Here is a 16321-nt window from a genome sequence, read left to right on the forward strand (position 1 = left end):
GCGGACCATGGCACGACTGCAGCACTTCGGCTGGTTCTTCAGCCGCGGGTTCGGCCCTCAGGGCTGGGGGCACCCGTACTGGGAGTGGGGCTACGACTGGACGCGCCCGGACCTCTACCAGCAGTCCGCCCGTGAGCTCGAGCAGGCGGGACTCGACCTCGTCATCATCGAGGACGCCCTCTCGCTGGGCTTCCCGGAGACCGTCGACCTGCGTGTGCGCGAGGCCTACGGCGGCCCGAAGCACGACCCGCTCATCCTCTCGCCGTACCTGCTGGATGCGACGCGGCACCTCGGTGTCGCCCCGACCATCAACGCCGGCGCCTACCCTCCGTACGTGGCGGCGCGGCAGTTCGCGACCCTCCACCACCTGAGCGGCCACCGCCTCGGCGTGAACGTCGTCACCGACGTGGGCAGCGCCCGCCACCTCGGCCTCCCGCCGCTCTCGCACGACGCCGCGTACGACCGCGCCGAGGAGTGGCTGACCGTCATCCGCCGCCTGTGGCACAGCTGGGACGACGGTGCGCTCGTGCAGGACGCCGCGACACGGCACTTCGCCGACGGGTCGAAGATCCGGGGCTTCCAGCACGAGGGCGAGTACTTCCGGGTGGCCGGTCCCCTCAACGCGGTGCCGTTCACGGACGGGGACCCCGCGATCGTGTCGCCGGGCGGCTCGCCGCGCGGCATCGCCTTCGCCGGCACCCACTCGGAGGTGCAGCTCGCTCTCGCCCCGCTGGATGCCCAGAGCATCCGCGACTACCGCACGAAGGTGCGCGAGGCGGCGATCGCGGCCGGGCGCACCCCCGACTCGATCAAGGTCCTGTTCGTCTTCAAGCCGGAGGTCGTGTCGAGCGACGAGGAGGCGCGGCGTGTCGTCGAGGCGTCGAAGCATCCCACCGACGAGGAGCTGTACCGCGCGCTGGCCGGGCAGTCGAGCGACCTGGAGACCGACCTGACCGTGCTCTCGCTCGATGAGCCGTTCGACGTGTCGGTGTTCGGCGACCACGTGTCGCAGGGGAGCATCAAGGGACTGTTCGGCAAGCAGGGCATCCGCGGCGGCGTCACCCTGCGCGAGCTGATCGCGCCCAAGGTGGTCAAGGGACGCATCGCCGACCGTGCGGGATTCGTGGGAACGGCCGAGCAGATCGCCGACTTCATCGAGGAGATCGGGGAGGAGGCCGACAACGACGGCTTCATCTTCTCGGGCGACCTGCACCCGGTGACGCTGCACCGCTACCTCGACGAGCTGGTCCCGGTGCTGCGGCGCCGCGGCATCCTGCGCACCGAGTACGGGAACGGCGGCATCCGGGGCAACCTGTCCGACTTCTGACGCGACGGGTTAGTCCGCGAGCTCCTTCCTGGCGCGGAACGCGATCATGTTCACGCGATTGCCGCAGCGGACGCTGCAGAAGCGCTTCGATCCGTTGCGGGAGAGGTCGAGCACCAGCCCGGTGCAGTCGTCGGCCGCGCAGACGCGGAGCCGGTCGGTCTCACCGGAACGGATGACGTCGACGAGAGCGAGCGCGACCTCGACGCGGATGCGCTCGGCCAAGGGTGCATCCTGTGCCGTGGCGTGCAGGTGCCAGTCGAAGCCGTCGTGGCGCATGAGGTAGGGGAGGGCGCGGGCTTCCGCCAGCATCGCATTGACCTCGAGGGCCGCGGCGTCTCGGTCGAGGGACCAGGTGCGCTTCAGGCGCTCGCGCGTCGCGCGCACCTCCCGCAGCTCGGCCTCGTCCCCGTCGACGCGGCCGGAGTAACGGTTCTCCTTCAGGAGGGCGGCGAGCTGCTCGATCGTCGCCAGCTCGTCCTCGCCGCTGCGTGTGGCTCCGGGGTCGGTGTCGGTGAGTGCGACGGCGAACTCGAGCGCATCCACGGTGTCAGGGGCAAAATGCAAGTTGACTCCTTACTCACTTCACGACTAGCGTCAGGACCATCATCGCATTCGATCCTGACAGGTGAATCATATGAAGCAGCGCCACCCCGCAACGGCAGGCCTCCTCATCGCGGTGCTCGCTGCGGCCTTGTTCGGGATGTCGGGCGCCCTCATCAAGCCGCTGCTCGAGAGCGGCTGGTCACCCGTCGCGGCCGTGACCGCCCGCGCGGCCATCGGCGGGGTCGTGCTGCTGCCCTTCGCGCTCCCCTCCGTCCGCGGCCGCTGGGGCGCGGTCTGGCGGGGCCGCTGGCGGCTGCTCGGGATGGCGCTGGTCGGTGTGGCCGGAACCCAGGTGCTGTACTTCGGGGCGATCCAGCGCATCCCGGTGAGCACCGGGATCCTCGTCGAGTACCTGGCGCCTGTCCTGCTGGTGGCGGTCGTGTGGGCGCAGACCCGGAGGGTGCCGCGCGTCGTGGTGCTCGCCGGATCGGCGGTGGCCGTCGCGGGCCTCGTGCTCGTGGTCTCGCCCGGCGGCGCGGGAGCTCCGGATCCACTCGGGCTGCTGCTGGCGGTGCTCGCGATGGTCGGATGCGCCGCGTTCTACGTCATCGCCGCCCGGCCGAGCGACGGCCTGCCTTCCGTCGCGCTCGCCTCCGGCGGTCTGCTGCTCGGGGCCGTCGCCCTCGGTATCGTCGGCGCGACCGGGCTGCTCCCGGTCACCGTGAGCTTCGCCGACGTGCCGCTGTTCGGCCGTCCGACCGCGTGGTGGGTGCCGCTGCTCGTCGTCGGCGTCATCGCGACGGCGTTCGCCTACGCCGCCAGCATCACGGCGACCGAGCTGCTCGGATCGCGGCTGGCGTCGTTCGCCGGCCTGCTGGAGGTCGTCTCCGCGACCCTGTACGCCTGGCTGCTGCTGGGCGAGCAGCTCGATGCCCTCCAGCTGCTCGGCGGCCTGCTCATCCTGGCCGGCATCGCACTGGTCCGCGCCGATCGCGGGGATGCGGTGCCCCGGGTGCCGCGGAGCGCTCGCAGCGAGCGGCGTGAGAGCACCCTTCCGCTGAGCTGACCGACCCGCTCCGCTTCACCCTGCGCTCCACGAAACCGGTCCGACCCCCTTGTCTATCCTCTCGGGCGCGCCCATCGTGGAGGACATGGATGCGACGAGCGGCGACCCGGACCGACGAGGGCACGACGACGACACGTCGACCATCGGCATGCGACTGACAGGAGTCCGCGATGCGAAGGACCCGGACGGCCTGCTGACGGTCGAGCAGGACGCCGAGCGTCCCGATCCGGCACGCTACGGCCGGCGGGAGACCGACACCCTGGAGCGCGAACGGGCGTACGTCGCAGCGCTCGGGGATGGCGGCTCATCCGCCGACCTGCCGCAGGTCCCGCCGAAGCGGGGCGTGACCGGGCTGGGCTGACCGGGACGGGCCGCCCGCAGGGCGAGAATGGCCTGATGGCCCTTCCCGCGACCGAGCGCATCGTCCCCGTCTCCGTGCAGCGCATCGAGCTGGAGGCGGCGGTCGCCTTCGGGACGCTCCGCCGCGCGTTCGAGGCCGAGGTTCCGCCGCTGGATGTTACGCGCCTGCGCGAACTGCTGTCGTCGGGCGCCGACTGGAGGCGGCTGACGCTGGAGACGGCGGGGCCGGGCATCCACCGGTTCGTGCGGTTCTGGACCGACCACCCGACGCCGGTGATGCGCGTCGGCGGCGCCGACATCGCGAGCGCCGTCTACCTGATCGGCGACTATGCGACCGCCGCCCGCATGTTCCGCCATGACGCCGGGACGCTGCTCTACACGCCGATCCGCGTCGAACTGCACGCGAGCCGTACCGGAGGCACCGTGCTCAGCGTCGACCAGCCGAGCAGCCGCCTCGGGAGCTTCGGCAACAACAAGGTCACCCAGGCCGGGTTCGAGCTCGATCGGATGCTCGGCGACCTCATCGAGGAGCTCGGCCTGCCGCGGCCGAGCGTCCTCCGGCGCTGAGCGCCGCGCCCGCCGTCAGTCGTCGCTGTCCGGCACGTCCGGGCCGGTGACCGCCACATCGCATCGGTACCAGAGGCCGGCGATGCCGCCCGCATCCACCCAGGCGCGGACGATCTCATAGCGGCGCGGGATGTCTCGCCGCGTCGGCTGCTGCGACATCGCGTCCTCGAGAGCCTCGGCGAATCCCCCCTGAGACGAACCCGTGACCAGCATGGGAGCCTTCTTCCCCGGCTCGTCGGCGAGCCGATCCAGCCGCACGCTACGCCATCCGGGAATGCGGTGGCAATCGGGCGTTCCGTCAACCCGGCTGCGGTGTCGGGGCCGCGGCGTACTGTCTGCCGCATGACCGACAGTGAAGACATCAGCACCGCCAGCGCCGGCTCCGCCGACGACGTGCTCGGCGCCCGCCGCGGAGACGACGAGAACCCGGCCAGCAAGGACCCGTCGGAGTGGGTCACCGGCGACGAGCCGATGACCGCCTCGCAGCGCAGCTACCTCGACACCCTCGCCCGCGAGGCCGGCGAGGAGATCCCCGCCGACCTCACGAAGGCGCAGGCGTCCGAGCACATCGACCGCCTGCAGCAGAAGACCGGGCGCGGCCAGGGCTGATCGCGCCCGGAGGTGCGTGACGTCCCGGACCGTCAGGCGCGCCCGGCCGGAACCGCATCCCGCAGGAAGTCCGCCACCCAGCGGGCGCTCCGCTTCGGCGTGCGCTTCTGCGTCTCGTAGTCGACGTGGACGATGCCGAACCGGCGCGAGTACCCCCACGCCCACTCCCAGTTGTCCATGAGCGACCAGATGAAGTAGCCGCGGAGCGGCAGGCCCTCGGCCACCGCATCCCGGGCGGCCTCGAGGTGCGCCTCCAGGTACTCGGCGCGCTGCGGGTCGTCGATCCCGCCGTCGGCGTCCACCCGGTCGGGGTAGGCCGCGCCGTTCTCGGTGATGTACAGCGGGAGCTCGGGGGCGAGCGCGTTGGCCTGACGGAGCACGTCGACCATCCCGTCCGGGTGGATCTCCCAGCCCATCTGGGTGACCGGTGCGCCCGTCTTCACGAAGCGGACGTGCTCGCTGCCGGGGTAGGCGCTCGCCGGGGCGCCGGCGGCGGGTGCCGACCCGGAGGCGACGGTGTGCCTGCTGTAGTAGTTGATGCCGAGGAAGTCGATCGGCGCGGAGATGCGCTTCAGGTCGTCGTCCGTCGCGTTCTCGGCGAACCAGGCCGTCTCGCCGAGGTCGTCGAGCACGTCGGCCGGGTACGCGCCGCGGAGCACGGGGTCGAGGAAGAGGCGGTTGCTGAGTCCGTCGATCCGGCGCGCGGCATCCGCGTCGCCCTCGCTGTCGCCGGCCGGCTGCACCGAGGAGAGATTCAGGGTGGTGCCGACACGGGCCGCCGAGTCGGTCGCCCGCAGCGCCTCCAGCGCGTGGCCGTGACCCAGCAGGAGGTGATGGGCGGCGTGCGCCGCGCGCGAGCCGACCCTGCTGCCCGGCGCGTGGTAGCCGCTCGCGTAGCCGAGGAACGACGAGCACCACGGCTCGTTCAGCGTGATCCAGTCGGACACGAGGTCGCCGAGCTGGTCGGCGACGTGCGCGGCGTAGTCGGCGAAGCGGAACGCGGTGTCGCGGTGCATCCAGCCGCCGCGGTCCTCGAGCGCCTGCGGCAGATCCCAGTGGTAGAGGGTCGCCCACGGCGTGACGCCGCGCTGCAGCAGCGACTCCGCCAGCCGCCGGTAGAAGTCGACGCCCGCGCGATTCGGCGACCCGCTCCCGTTCGGCTGGATGCGCGGCCAGGCGATCGAGAACCGGTACGCGTCAAAGCCCAGGTCGCCGATGAGGGAGACGTCCTCCGCCGAGCGGTGGTAGTGGTCGTCGGCCACGTCACCGGTGCTGCCGTCGGCGATGGCACCGGGAACACGCGCGAACGTGTCCCAGATGCTCTCACCACGGCCATCCTCGTGCGTGGCGCCTTCGATCTGGTACGAGGCCGTGGCTGTCCCGATGACGAAATCGTCGGGCAGGTCGCTCCTGCGCATGGTCAGTGCTCCTTCGCGGGGGCGAGCCAGTCGCCGTCGCCGTTCGCGTACAGGGAGGGAGTCGTCCCTGTAGATGCTGCTTCACGAGAGTATCGCGAGACGATCTCCGGACATCCGGTCCGGTCGGTCGGGACTTTGGGCCTGTCCGCACGGAGCGCGCACGGGACAGGATGCACTTGGGCCCCGGCAGGCGGGGTCTTCACCGAGAGGAGCTGGGCGTGGGACGAGTCGATGGCAAAGTGGCGCTGGTCACCGGGGGAGCACGGGGTATGGGAGCGTCGCATTGCCGACGGCTGGCACGCGAAGGCGCCAGGGTCGTGATCGCCGACCTGCTCGACGAAGAGGGGCAGGCACTGGCCGAGGAACTCGGAGCTCAGGCGACGTTCGTCCACCTGGACGTGACGAAGCCGGCCGAGTGGGACCGCGCTGTCGCGCACGCGACCTCCACTTTCGGGTCGCTCGACGTGCTCGTCAACAATGCCGGCATCGCCAACGGTGCTCCTCTTCACGAGTTCACCGATGACATGTGGGCGTCGATCATCGCGATCAACCTCAGCGGTGTGTTCTACGGGATGCGGGCCGCAGTCCCTGCCTTGGCTGCGAGCGGACGGGGAAGCATCGTCAACATCTCCTCCGTCGAGGGCATCCAGGGCAGTCCAGGTCTGCACGGTTACGTGGCGGCGAAGTTCGGTGTGCGCGGACTGACGAAGTCGGCGGCGGCTGAGCTGGCTGCAGCGGGCATCCGCGTGAACTCTGTGCATCCTGGCCTGATCGAGACGCCGATGACGACCGGGATCGACGCGAAGCAACTGCAGATCCCGCTCGGCAGGGCCGCGACTCCGGATGAAGTCTCCAGCCTCGTCCTCTACCTGGCGAGCGACGAGTCCTCCTACTCGACCGGATCGGAGTTCATCATCGACGGCGGCCTCACGTCGCACATCCCGCAGGGGGTGTGACGCCGGGGAGAATCAGTGGACCGCGGCGGCGGCATACTTGACGAATGACCGCTGCAAGCGTCCTCGCTTTCGCTGGGCTGTGCGTCGTCCTCGCGATCACGCCCGGGCCGGACACCTTCCTGGTGCTGCGGTTCAGCGTGTCCCGACCCGGCGCGGGCATCGCCGCGTCCCTCGGCTCTGCCGTGGGGTCGCTGGCGTGGGCGCTCGCGGTGGCGCTGGGGCTCGCGGCACTGCTGGAGCAGTCGGCCGAGGTGTACCGCGTGCTCAAGATCGTGGGCGGTCTGTACCTGATCTACCTCGGCGTGATGGCGTTCATCGCCAGCCGCCGCAACCGATCCGGTACCGGCATCGAGACCCCCGTGAGGCGTACGTCGCTGCACGGCGGGTTCGCCGCAGGGATCCTCTCCACGATGACGAACCCGAAGGTCGGGCTGTTCTTCCTCGCGGTAGCGCCGCAGTTCGTTCCTCACGACGGCTTCACCATCGGCAACACGCTCCTGCTCGGCGCGATCGATGCGTTGGTCGGTTCGCTCTACCTGGTCGTGGTCGCCCTGCTGGCCGGCCGGGCGGTCGCCTGGCTCAAGCGTCCGGCGGTGACCACGTGGCTGGAGCGGGTGTCCGCCGGGATCCTGGCGGCGCTGGGCCTCGGGACCATCGCGCTCAGCGCGGAGTCCTAGTCGCGAGCGGCTTCCTCTACTGACCAGCCGGACGCGTCGTCTCGAGCCGTTGGGCGTTCGACCTCGGCCACATCCCGTACCACTGCGGATGGCCCCAGTCCTCGGTGCGCTCGACCTCGACGAATCCGAGCTTCTCGATGAGACGGAGCGACGAGGTGTTCGCAAGCTGGGTGGAGACGACGAGCGGCAGATCCGGAGCGACCTGGAGGAACCAGGAGATTGCCGCTGCGCACGCCTCGGTGCCGTAACCGCGTCCCCACGCGTCCGGCAGCAGCATGTAGCCGAGTTCGGCTTCACCGCCCTCCGCGCTGACCGGACCGGACCGCTCCGGGTCGCGGGGGTCGAACGTGACGATGCCGATCATCCGCCGGTCGTGCTCGATGACGAAGAAGCCGGTCCGCTGGCCGGGCAGCTCGGGCATCAGCTCGTCGAGGTGCTCGCGCGGTTCGGCGCCGCCGACGAATCTGTTCACCCTCGGGTCGCTGAACAGGTCGAGCATCGCTTCGCGATCGCGTGCCTCCGCGGCCCGGAGGACGAGCCGGTCGGTCGTGATGTGGGCAGGAGGCCAGGTCACTCCTTCGAGATGCGCCATGGCGCGAGCGTAGCGTGACGGGGTGCCGTCCCGGTCCGAGCCACGCACCTCTGCACACCGACCGCGCGCTGGGATATGGTTCGGCCACGGCGGTCGTGGGTGGAGGCGAGCAGCATGCGTGGAGCGGTACGACACGTGGAGTGGGTGGGCGACGAGGATCCGCACCGGCTGGAGGCCGCGGTACTCACCCTGGCGCCGGACAGGCTGGATGCCCTCGGCACGTCGCGAACCACGGACTACGTCACCAGCTGGACGCTGGAGACCGGACCGGACTGGGTGACCTCGCGACTCTCCGTGTCGGTCGCCGGCCGCGGGTTCACACGCTGGCTCGTGCTGACGCGCAGCGCTCACGGACGGTGGGCCACCGAGACGTACGCGCACGGGGACGACCGGTACCACGGCGAGCGGATGCCTGATCCGGGCGCAGCTCATCCCGAGGACCTGGACGACGCGCTCGAATGCGACCTCGCGCTCTGCCCGGTCACCAACACGATGCCGATCCTCCGGCTCCGCGCCCGCGAGGGACTGGCCGAGACGGAGCTCACCATGGCCTGGGTGGACCTGCCGTCCCTCGCGGTCGTCCCGAGCAGGCAGGCCTACAGTGCCGCGAAGCCCTACGATCCCGCCTCCGGCCACACCGTGGTGCGGTACCGCAGCGTGGGCGGCACGTTCATGGCCGATCTCACCGTGGATGAGGACGGGATCGTGATCGACTACCCGCGAGTTGCCCGGCGCATCCTCTGAGAGACGCCGAACATCGGAGAGCTCTCAGGTCTTCCGGACGGCTGCCCAGGGTCGCGAGTCCGCCGTCCGGGATGCTAGGGGGATGCGCAACAAGGTCCCGGCGGTCACCGCCCTGTTCTGGGTGACCAAGCTGCTGACCACCGCGGTGGGCGAGACGACGTCCGACTTCCTGGTCAAGACGATCGACCCGGTGCTGGCGGTCGCGGGCGCCTTCGTCGTGTTCGCAGCTGCACTCATCCTGCAGCTGGTGGTGCGGCGGTACATCCCCTGGGTCTACTGGCTGGCCGTGCTGATGGTGGCGGTGTTCGGCACGATGGTCGCCGACGTGCTCCACGTGGAGCTGGGCGTCCCGTACCTGGCGTCGACCATCGTCTTCGCCGTCGTCCTCGCGGCGGTCTTCGTGCTGTGGTACGCGACCCAGCGCACGCTCTCCGTGCACAGCGTCGACACGCACGCTCGCGAGCTCTTCTACTGGTGCGCGGTGCTCGCCACGTTCGCGCTCGGCACAGCCCTCGGCGACCTCGCCGCCGTGACGTTCGGCCTCGGCTACTTCGCTTCGGCGCTGGTCTTCGGAATTCTCTTCGCCGTGCCCGGGATCGCCTACCGCTGGTGGGGCCTTGGAGCGACCGCGGCGTTCTGGACCGCCTACGTGATGACGCGCCCGTTCGGTGCCTCGATCGCCGACGGCCTGGCGGTTCCGCACGCGCGAGGTGGCCTGGCTCTCGGCACGGGACCGGTCAGCCTCGTCCTCTTCGCGGCGATCGCCGTGTGCGTCGGCGTGCTCAGCCGGCGACCGCGGTCGTCACGGGAACGCGCGCAGGGCGCGCTCGGCGACGCGCTGGAGTGACGCGCGGCTGGCCCCGGCCGACGCCTGGACCGCGAGACCGGCGCTGACGGTCGAGAGGTACTTCGCCAGGTCGGTCGGACTCTCGTCCGCGCTCAGGTCGCCGTCGGCCACGGCCCGGCGGAAGCGGTCGGCGAGACGGCGCTCGCCGGAGGCTCGGCTGTCGGCGAGGAAGCGGACGATGCGGTCGTCCTCCGGGCTTCCGGCGAGGCCGCCCTGGATCGAGAGACACCCGGCCGGCTTGCCGGGCGTCGTGATGGCGACGACGTTGCTGCGGAGATAGTGCTCGGCGACGGCGCGTGCGGTCGGCTCGGCGATGGCCTCGCCCACGTACGCCATGTCGACCTCGGCGTAGCGGCCGACCGCGCGCTTGAAGGTCTCCTCTTTATTGCCGAAGGCGGCGTAGAGGCTCGGCCGGTTGATGCCCATCGCGGAGGTGAGGTCGTCGAGCGTCGTGCCCTCGTAGCCCTGGCGCCAGAACACCTCGACGGCGGCATCCAGGGCATCGTCCGTGTCGAAACCGCGGGGGCGTCCGCGTGCGGGCATGCTCCTCATCTTCTTTCTGTACTGATCTGAAAAGAATTCTTCCACGTTCGGAATACGACGGCAACGCGGCTGTTTTATGTACCGATTCGTACAGAAATCGGAGGACATTATGACCATCACTACCGCATCCACCACCGGCACCCTCGCAGGCAAGAAGGCGCTCGTCACAGGAGGCGCACGCGGCATCGGGGAGGGAATCGCCCGCGCACTCGCCGCGCACGGCGCAGAAGTGGCGGTGACCTACCGCGCCTCGCGCGAACGCGCCGACGCCCTCGTCGCCGACATCGAGGCGGCGGGCGGACGGGCCGTCGCCGTGCACGCTGACGCCTCCGACGCAGACGCCGCGCGCGCCGGTGTGCGCGACGCGGTCGCGGCGCTCGGCGGTCTCGACATCCTGGTGAACAACGCCGGGGGAGGCTGGTTCGAGGACTTCACCGAGACCCCGGACGAGCACATCGAGGCGACGATCGACCTCAACATCCGCGGCACGGTCTACGCCACGCAGGCCGCCATCCCGCTGCTGCCGGACGGCGGCCGGATCGTCACCATCGGCAGCGTGAACGCCGAGCGCATCCCGTTCACCGGGGGCGCCGTCTACGGCCTCACCAAAGCGGCCATGGTCGGCTTCACAAAGGGGCTCGCGCGCGACCTCGCGGGTCGCGGCATCACGGTGAACGTCGTCCAGCCGGGACCGATCGACACCGAGGGCAACCCGGCCGACGGCGAGGCGGGCGACTACCTCGCCGGCTTCACCGCGTTCGGGCGGTTCGGGCACAGCTCCGACGTCGGCGAGCTGGTCTCGTGGATCGCCTCCGATGCCTCCGGGTACATGACCGGCTCGGCCGTCACGATCGACGGCGGCTGGACCGCCTGAGCGCCTCGCGGCCCGGTCACACCTCGGTGTGGCCGAGCCGCGGCTCCGGCAGGAAGGCGGCGATCGCCTCGGCGGCGGACTCCAGCTCCAGCACGATGAGCTCGTTCGCCCCCGCGCGCACGACGCCGCGGGGGACGAACAGCGTCTCCTGCGGCCCGCGGGTCCAGTAGCGGCCGAGGGGGAAGCCGTTGATCCAGGCCACGCCCTTGCCCCATCCCGTCGTGTCGAGGAAGAGGGGGCACGGCTCGTCGAGGTCGAAGGCGGCGCGCGCGAAGACCGGTCCGGCGAGCCGCTCCGGTGCGGCGGCCGATGCCGCGTGCTCCAGCGCATCCCGGACGGGCTCGATCGACGACAGCTCGAGGGGGAGGACGCTCCAGCGGCGCAGCTCCTCGCCGTTCAGCTGCACCGGGCCGATGAGTCCCTTCGGTTCGCCGATGCGGGGGCCGTAGTCGACGCGGCCCTGGTCTTCGACGAGCACGGTGAGCGTCCCGCGGCTGGGCGAGAGCGCGATGGCCGAGTCGTGGTGGTCGCGGGCGAGCACGCCGATGCGGCTGCCGTCGACCGAGACGTACGCGCGGTCGCGGATCTCGCCGAACTCCAGCACAGCGGGCTCTGTCGTGTCGATCTCGGTGCGATACAGGCCCAGGCCGCTGTAGTGGCCCAGCTCGTCGAACGTCGGCAGCGCGTCCGTGTGCGACCACGCGCCCAGCCGGTCGGCGACCGCCCACAGCGGGACGGCGGCGTCGAAGGGAACCGTGAACGCGGGCGCAGCCGCGGCGGCGACGGGCTCCAGGGCGGGCACCGGGGCGTACTGGGCGATCACATCGCGGAACGCCCAGAACTTCTCCGTCGGCTCGCCCGCCTCGTCGAGCGGGGCGTCGTAGTCGTAGCTGGTGACGATCGGCTGGTAGACGCCCTTGTCGTTGGCGCCGTTGGTGAAGCCGAAGTTGGTGCCGCCGTGGAACATGTACAGGTTGACGGATGCGCCGAGCGCGAGCAGCGCATCCAGATCGGCCGCCGACTCCGCAACAGACGTCGTGTGGTGGTGGCCGCCCCAGCTGTCGAACCAGCCGTCCCAGAACTCCGAGCACATCAGCGGGCCGGTCGGCTGGTGGCGGCGCAGCGTCGCGAGCCGCTCGCGCGAACGGGAGCCGAAGGACGCGGTCTTCAAGAGCTCCGGCAGGGAGCCGTTCTCGAGCATGTCGTCCTGCGGCTGGTCGACCGTGGTCAGCGGCACGGTGATGCCGGCGCCGCGGATGACCTCGACCAGCTGACGCAGGTAGTCCTTGTCGTCGCCGTACGCGCCGTACTCGTTCTCGACCTGCACGAGCAGCACCGGACCGCCCTCGGTCACCTGCAGCGGCCGGACGATGTCGAGCACGTTCCGCAGGTAGCCGGAGAGCGCGGCGACGAACCGCGGCTCCGACCGGCGGATGCCGACCTCCGGGTCCGTGAAGAGCCATGCGGGCAGACCGCCGTTGTCCCACTCGGCGCAGATGTACGGCCCGGGGCGGACGATCGCGTACATCCCCTCGTCGGCCACGGCCTGCAGGAATCGGGCCAGGTCGAGGCCGCCGTCCGCGCGCCACGCGCCGGGGCGCGGTTCGTGCGCGTTCCACGGCACGTAGGTCTCGATCGTGTTGAGCCCCATCAGGCGCGCCTTGTGGATGCGGTCCGCCCAGTCGTCCGGGTGCACGCGGAAGTAGTGCAGCGCTCCCGAGAGGATGCGGAACGGCTCGCCGTCGAGGACGAAGTCGTCGCCCGCGATCTCGAAGGTGGTCATGGTTCTCCTGAGGGGTGGGAAGGCCGTGGCCGGCCGCGGCGTGCGCGGCCGGCCACGGGGGATGCTGCTACTTGCCGGTGACCGTGAAGCCCTGCTGGTTGCCGTACTCCACCAGTGCCTTCTGCCAGGCCTGCAGGCCGGGGTTCAGGCTGGAGTTCGACGTGTAGGACTGCCCGACCGTGTCGCCGTAGATGCTGTTCGCGTAGACCTGGAACGGCAGGTACTGCCAGCCGGTCGACACGTTCTTGGCGCCGTCCACCAGCACCTCGTTGATCTTCTGGCCGCCGAAGTACTCGGGGGCCGAGGCGAGGAACTCGGAGGAGTTGAGGTCCTTCGTGGTCGACGGGAAGCCGCCGGACTCGAGGAAGACCTTGATGCTGTCCTCGTCGTTGTTCAGCCACTTCAGGAAGCCGGCCGCGAGCGCCTGGTTCTTGCTCTGCTTGAGCACGACCTGACCGCCGCCGCCGTTCTCGGCGTTCGCCGGGGTACCGTCGTAGGTCGGGATCGGGGCGACGCGCCACTGTCCGGCGCCGTCCTTCACCGACGACTCGAGCACGCCGGGCATCCATGCGCCGGTGATGAGCGTGGCGATGGAGCCGTTGCCGAGCGCCTTGAACCAGTCGTCGCTCCAGCCGGGGACGCTGGAGAGCAGCTTGCCCTCGACCAGCTTGTCCCAGGTGCCCGTCCACTTCTTCGTGCCGTCGTCCTGCAGGTTGATCGACACCTTGGTGCCGTCGACGCTGAACGGACGGCCGCCGGCCTGCCAGATCATCGAGGTGGTGAATCCGGAGTCGCCGGAGTCGCTGGTGATGTAGGCGTTGGGGTCGGCGGCGTGCAGCTTCTGGGCGGCCGCGACGTACTCGTCCCAGGTCTTCGGCACGGCGATGCCGTTCTTGTCGAAGACGGTCTTGTTGTAGAACATCGCCATGGGGCCGGAGTCCTGGGGGAGGCCGACCAGCTTGCCGTCGACGTTCACGGAACCCCAGGGGCCGGGGGTGTAGTCGCTCTTCAGCTTGTCGAATCCGTACTGCTTCAGGTCGACGAGGGAGTCGGAGAGGGCGAACTGGGGGATGGCGTAGTACTCGACCTGCGCGACATCGGGGGCACCCGATCCGGCCTTGATCGCGTTCTGCAGCTTCGTGTACTCGGTCGTGTTCGTGCCGGCGTTGACCAGCTTGACCTTGACCTTCGGGTACTCCTTCTCGAACGCGGCCACCTGGGCCTCCGCCGACGGGGTCCACGACCAGTACGTGATCGTCCCGCCCTGCTTGAGGGCTGCGTCGATGTCGGAGGCGCTTCCGCCGCCGGACGAGGTGCCGCCGGAGCAGGCGGCCAGCGAGGCGGCGGCGACGACGCCGACCACTGCGGCGGTGACGGCCCGGGCGATGCGCCGGGACGCGAGAGTGCTCTTCATGAGCTTCCTTTCACTTCTTCGTGGAATGAGATTGCGTGGATGGATGGGTTGGGTGGGGTTACTGCTTGACGCTTCCGGCGGCCAGGCCCGACTGCCAGTAGCGCTGGAGCACCAGGAACGCGGCCACGATCGGGACGATCGTGATGAGAGATCCGGTGATCACGAGGTTGAAGATCGGCTGGGCGCCGACCCCGGTCGCCTGCGCGCTCCACTGGCTGAGACCCACGGTGAGGGGGTACCAGGTGGGGTCGCTCAGCATGATGAGCGGCAGGAAGTAGTTGTTCCAGGTGGCGACGATCGCGAACAGCGCGACCGTGACGATGCCGGGGGCGAGGAGCCGGAGCGAGATGGTGAAGAAGGTGCGGAACTCGCCCGCCCCGTCCATCCGCGCCGCCTCCAGCAGCTCGGTCGGGATGGCCTCGCTCGCGTAGGTCCAGATGAGGTAGAAGCCGAACGGGCTGATGAGCGAGGGCAGGATCACCGCCCACGGGGTGTTGGTGAGCCCGGCCTGGCTGAACAGCAGGAAGGTCGGGACGGCCAGAGCGGTGCCCGGGACGGCGATCGCTCCGAGGACCACGGCGAACACGGCGCGCTTGCCGGGGAAGTTGTACTTGGCCATCCCGTAGCCGGCGACCGTGGCGAGCAGGGTGGCTCCGCCGGCGCCGACGACCACGTAGAGGAGGGTGTTGCCCAGCCACTGCACGAAGATGCCGCCGCGGTAGGTGAACGTGTCGGCGATGTTCTGGAAGAGGTTGAAGTCCTTGCCGAACCAAAGCCCGAACGACGAATAGAGGTCCGGCTGGGTCTTCGTCGCGTTGACGATCAGCCAGATGAGCGGGACGAACGAGTAGATGACGAAGAGCACCATCACGATCGTGAGCAGCGGCGACTTGCGGATGCGGCGGCCGGAGGAGGCGCCGGCCTGGATGCGCGCGGCGGCACGCGATGGCGCCTTGCGTGGGCGGCTGCTCCTGGTGTCGGTCAGCGTGGCCATCAGCGGGCCTCCTTCCTCGTGCCGCGCAGCTGGACCACGTAGGCGATGACGGCGGTGAGGACGCCCATCACGATCGCGACCGTCGCGGCGTAGTTGAACTGCTGGCCGGCGAACGAGAGGTTGTAGGCGTACATGTTCGGGGTGAAGTAGCTGCTGATCGCGTTGGGCGCCAGCTGCTTGAGCAGGTTCGGCTCGTTGAACAGCTGGAAGCTGCCGATGATCGAGAAGATCGTCGCGATCACGAGTGCGCCGCGGATGGCGGGCAGCTTGATGCTGAACACCGTGCGGAACGCTCCGGCGCCGTCGATCTCTGCCGCCTCGTAGAGCTCGGTCGGGATGACCCGCAGCGCCGCGTAGAAGATGAGCATGTTGTAGCCCATGAACTCCCAGGTGACGATGTTGCCGATGGAGGCGAGCACCCACTGCCCGCTGAGCGGCGCGAGTCCCGTGCCGAGGAGCTGGTTGATGCTCGCCGTGAGGCCGAACTGGTCGCCGTAGATGAAGCCCCAGATCAGGGCGGCCACCACGCCGGGGACGGCGTACGGCAGGAAGAGGGCGATCCGGAAGAAGCCGGCTCCGTGCAGCCGGGCGCTGTCGAGGGCGAGGGCTGCGACGAGCGAGAGGACCAGCATGATCGGCACCTGGACCACCAGGAACAGGGCGACCCGGCCGAGCGAGGCCCAGAACTTCTCGTCCTGGAACACGGCGACGTAGTTGCCGAGCCCGACGAAGGCGTTGCCGCCGATGAGCTGCTGCCGGAACAGGCTGAGGTAGATCGCGTAGACCACGGGCGCGATGATCATGGCCGCGAAGACGACCATGAAGGGGGCCACGAAGGCCCAGCCACGCCAGTCGCGGCGCGACCGGCGGCCGCGGCTGGGTGTGCCGGGCGCGGTGGCCCGCGTGAGGGACGTCGTTGTCATGTCTTCCCTTGGTGCGAGATCGGTGTGCCGATGTTTACGTCAACATCGTGGCGGCTACTCTAACATGTTCACGTCAACATGATG

The 16321-nt window shown here is 69.9% G+C and carries 19 protein-coding genes; 10 read left to right on the plus strand and 9 right to left on the minus strand.

The annotated features are described in order from the left end of the window. Positions 1-7 precede the first annotated feature (7 nt). The gene (locus tag BJ963_RS15875; protein ID WP_089915407.1) at positions 8-1327 is read left to right on the plus strand and encodes an NtaA/DmoA family FMN-dependent monooxygenase; all 1320 of its coding nucleotides are present in this window, start codon (positions 8-10) and stop codon (positions 1325-1327) included. A gap of 9 nt (positions 1328-1336) precedes the next feature. Here BJ963_RS15875 and BJ963_RS15880 read toward each other — a convergent pair whose 3' ends face one another. After that, a complete protein-coding gene (locus BJ963_RS15880; protein ID WP_179457490.1) occupies positions 1337-1891 on the minus strand; it encodes a CGNR zinc finger domain-containing protein in 555 nt (184 codons plus the stop codon). A gap of 70 nt (positions 1892-1961) precedes the next feature. Here BJ963_RS15880 and BJ963_RS15885 point away from each other — a divergent pair, with 70 nt between their 5' ends. The 3 genes from BJ963_RS15885 (at position 1962) to BJ963_RS15895 (ending at position 3863) form a co-directional block, all read left to right on the plus strand. After that, positions 1962-2936, plus strand: a complete 975-nt coding sequence (locus tag BJ963_RS15885; RefSeq protein ID WP_179457491.1) for a DMT family transporter — start codon at positions 1962-1964, stop codon at positions 2934-2936. An 85-nt stretch (positions 2937-3021) separates the two neighbouring features. Then, positions 3022-3297, plus strand: a complete 276-nt coding sequence (locus BJ963_RS15890; RefSeq protein ID WP_179457492.1) for a hypothetical protein — start codon at positions 3022-3024, stop codon at positions 3295-3297. Between the two features lie 35 nt (positions 3298-3332). Continuing rightward, the gene (locus BJ963_RS15895; RefSeq protein WP_179457493.1) at positions 3333-3863 is read left to right on the plus strand and encodes a hypothetical protein; all 531 of its coding nucleotides are present in this window, start codon (positions 3333-3335) and stop codon (positions 3861-3863) included. Positions 3864-3878: 15 nt separating this feature from the next. Here the strand turns inward: BJ963_RS15895 and BJ963_RS15900 are convergent, their stop codons facing one another. Next, on the minus strand, positions 3879-4076 hold the full coding sequence (locus tag BJ963_RS15900; protein ID WP_179457494.1) for a hypothetical protein: 198 nt from the start codon (positions 4074-4076) through the stop codon (positions 3879-3881). Positions 4077-4205: 129 nt separating this feature from the next. Here BJ963_RS15900 and BJ963_RS15905 point away from each other — a divergent pair, with 129 nt between their 5' ends. Continuing rightward, positions 4206-4472, plus strand: a complete 267-nt coding sequence (locus BJ963_RS15905; protein ID WP_179457495.1) for a DUF3072 domain-containing protein — start codon at positions 4206-4208, stop codon at positions 4470-4472. A gap of 32 nt (positions 4473-4504) precedes the next feature. Here the strand turns inward: BJ963_RS15905 and BJ963_RS15910 are convergent, their stop codons facing one another. Beyond that, complete coding sequence (locus BJ963_RS15910; protein ID WP_179457496.1) at positions 4505-5890, minus strand: GH1 family beta-glucosidase; 1386 nt, start codon at positions 5888-5890, stop codon at positions 4505-4507. A gap of 218 nt (positions 5891-6108) precedes the next feature. Between BJ963_RS15910 and BJ963_RS15915 the strand changes: the two genes are divergently transcribed. Together BJ963_RS15915 and BJ963_RS15920 are read left to right on the plus strand one after the other, a co-directional pair. After that, complete coding sequence (locus BJ963_RS15915; protein WP_179457497.1) at positions 6109-6846, plus strand: glucose 1-dehydrogenase; 738 nt, start codon at positions 6109-6111, stop codon at positions 6844-6846. 44 nt (positions 6847-6890) lie between these two features. Beyond that, a complete protein-coding gene (locus BJ963_RS15920) occupies positions 6891-7523 on the plus strand; it encodes a LysE family translocator (RefSeq protein ID WP_179457498.1) in 633 nt (210 codons plus the stop codon). Positions 7524-7539: 16 nt separating this feature from the next. On the opposite strand, the gene BJ963_RS15925 is transcribed toward BJ963_RS15920, so the two are convergent. After that, the gene (locus BJ963_RS15925) at positions 7540-8115 is read right to left on the minus strand and encodes a GNAT family N-acetyltransferase (RefSeq protein ID WP_179457499.1); all 576 of its coding nucleotides are present in this window, start codon (positions 8113-8115) and stop codon (positions 7540-7542) included. Between the two features lie 114 nt (positions 8116-8229). Between BJ963_RS15925 and BJ963_RS15930 the strand changes: the two genes are divergently transcribed. Together BJ963_RS15930 and BJ963_RS15935 are read left to right on the plus strand one after the other, a co-directional pair. Next, on the plus strand, positions 8230-8859 hold the full coding sequence (locus BJ963_RS15930; protein ID WP_218857102.1) for a putative glycolipid-binding domain-containing protein: 630 nt from the start codon (positions 8230-8232) through the stop codon (positions 8857-8859). 82 nt (positions 8860-8941) lie between these two features. Beyond that, complete coding sequence (locus BJ963_RS15935) at positions 8942-9706, plus strand: COG4705 family protein (RefSeq protein WP_179457500.1); 765 nt, start codon at positions 8942-8944, stop codon at positions 9704-9706. Here the strand turns inward: BJ963_RS15935 and BJ963_RS15940 are convergent. Then, the gene (locus BJ963_RS15940) at positions 9662-10249 is read right to left on the minus strand and encodes a TetR/AcrR family transcriptional regulator (protein WP_179457501.1); all 588 of its coding nucleotides are present in this window, start codon (positions 10247-10249) and stop codon (positions 9662-9664) included. The genes BJ963_RS15935 and BJ963_RS15940 overlap by 45 nt on opposite strands. A 109-nt stretch (positions 10250-10358) precedes the next feature. On the opposite strand from BJ963_RS15940, the gene BJ963_RS15945 reads away from it, so the two are divergent. Further along, positions 10359-11123: an SDR family NAD(P)-dependent oxidoreductase gene (locus BJ963_RS15945; protein WP_179457502.1), complete on the plus strand. Its 765-nt coding sequence runs from the start codon at positions 10359-10361 to the stop codon at positions 11121-11123. A 16-nt stretch (positions 11124-11139) separates the two neighbouring features. Here the strand turns inward: BJ963_RS15945 and BJ963_RS15950 are convergent, their stop codons facing one another. From BJ963_RS15950 to BJ963_RS15965, 4 genes are all read right to left on the minus strand, one after another. Continuing rightward, on the minus strand, positions 11140-12906 hold the full coding sequence (locus BJ963_RS15950) for a glycoside hydrolase family 35 protein (RefSeq protein WP_179457503.1): 1767 nt from the start codon (positions 12904-12906) through the stop codon (positions 11140-11142). Between the two features lie 67 nt (positions 12907-12973). Then, positions 12974-14320 carry an ABC transporter substrate-binding protein gene (locus BJ963_RS15955; RefSeq protein WP_179457504.1) on the minus strand — a complete coding sequence of 449 codons (1347 nt, stop codon included), beginning with the start codon at positions 14318-14320 and terminating at the stop codon, positions 12974-12976. Between the two features lie 58 nt (positions 14321-14378). After that, a complete protein-coding gene (locus BJ963_RS15960) occupies positions 14379-15314 on the minus strand; it encodes a carbohydrate ABC transporter permease (RefSeq protein WP_179457505.1) in 936 nt (311 codons plus the stop codon). Then, positions 15314-16237, minus strand: coding sequence for a carbohydrate ABC transporter permease (locus BJ963_RS15965; RefSeq protein WP_179457506.1), 924 nt, complete (start codon positions 16235-16237; stop codon positions 15314-15316). The genes BJ963_RS15960 and BJ963_RS15965 overlap by 1 nt, the downstream gene beginning before the upstream one ends. Between the last annotated feature and the right edge of the window lie 84 nt (positions 16238-16321).

The sequence above is a fragment of the Leifsonia soli genome (assembly GCF_013408745.1).
GTDB lineage: Bacteria > Actinomycetota > Actinomycetes > Actinomycetales > Microbacteriaceae > Leifsonia > Leifsonia soli.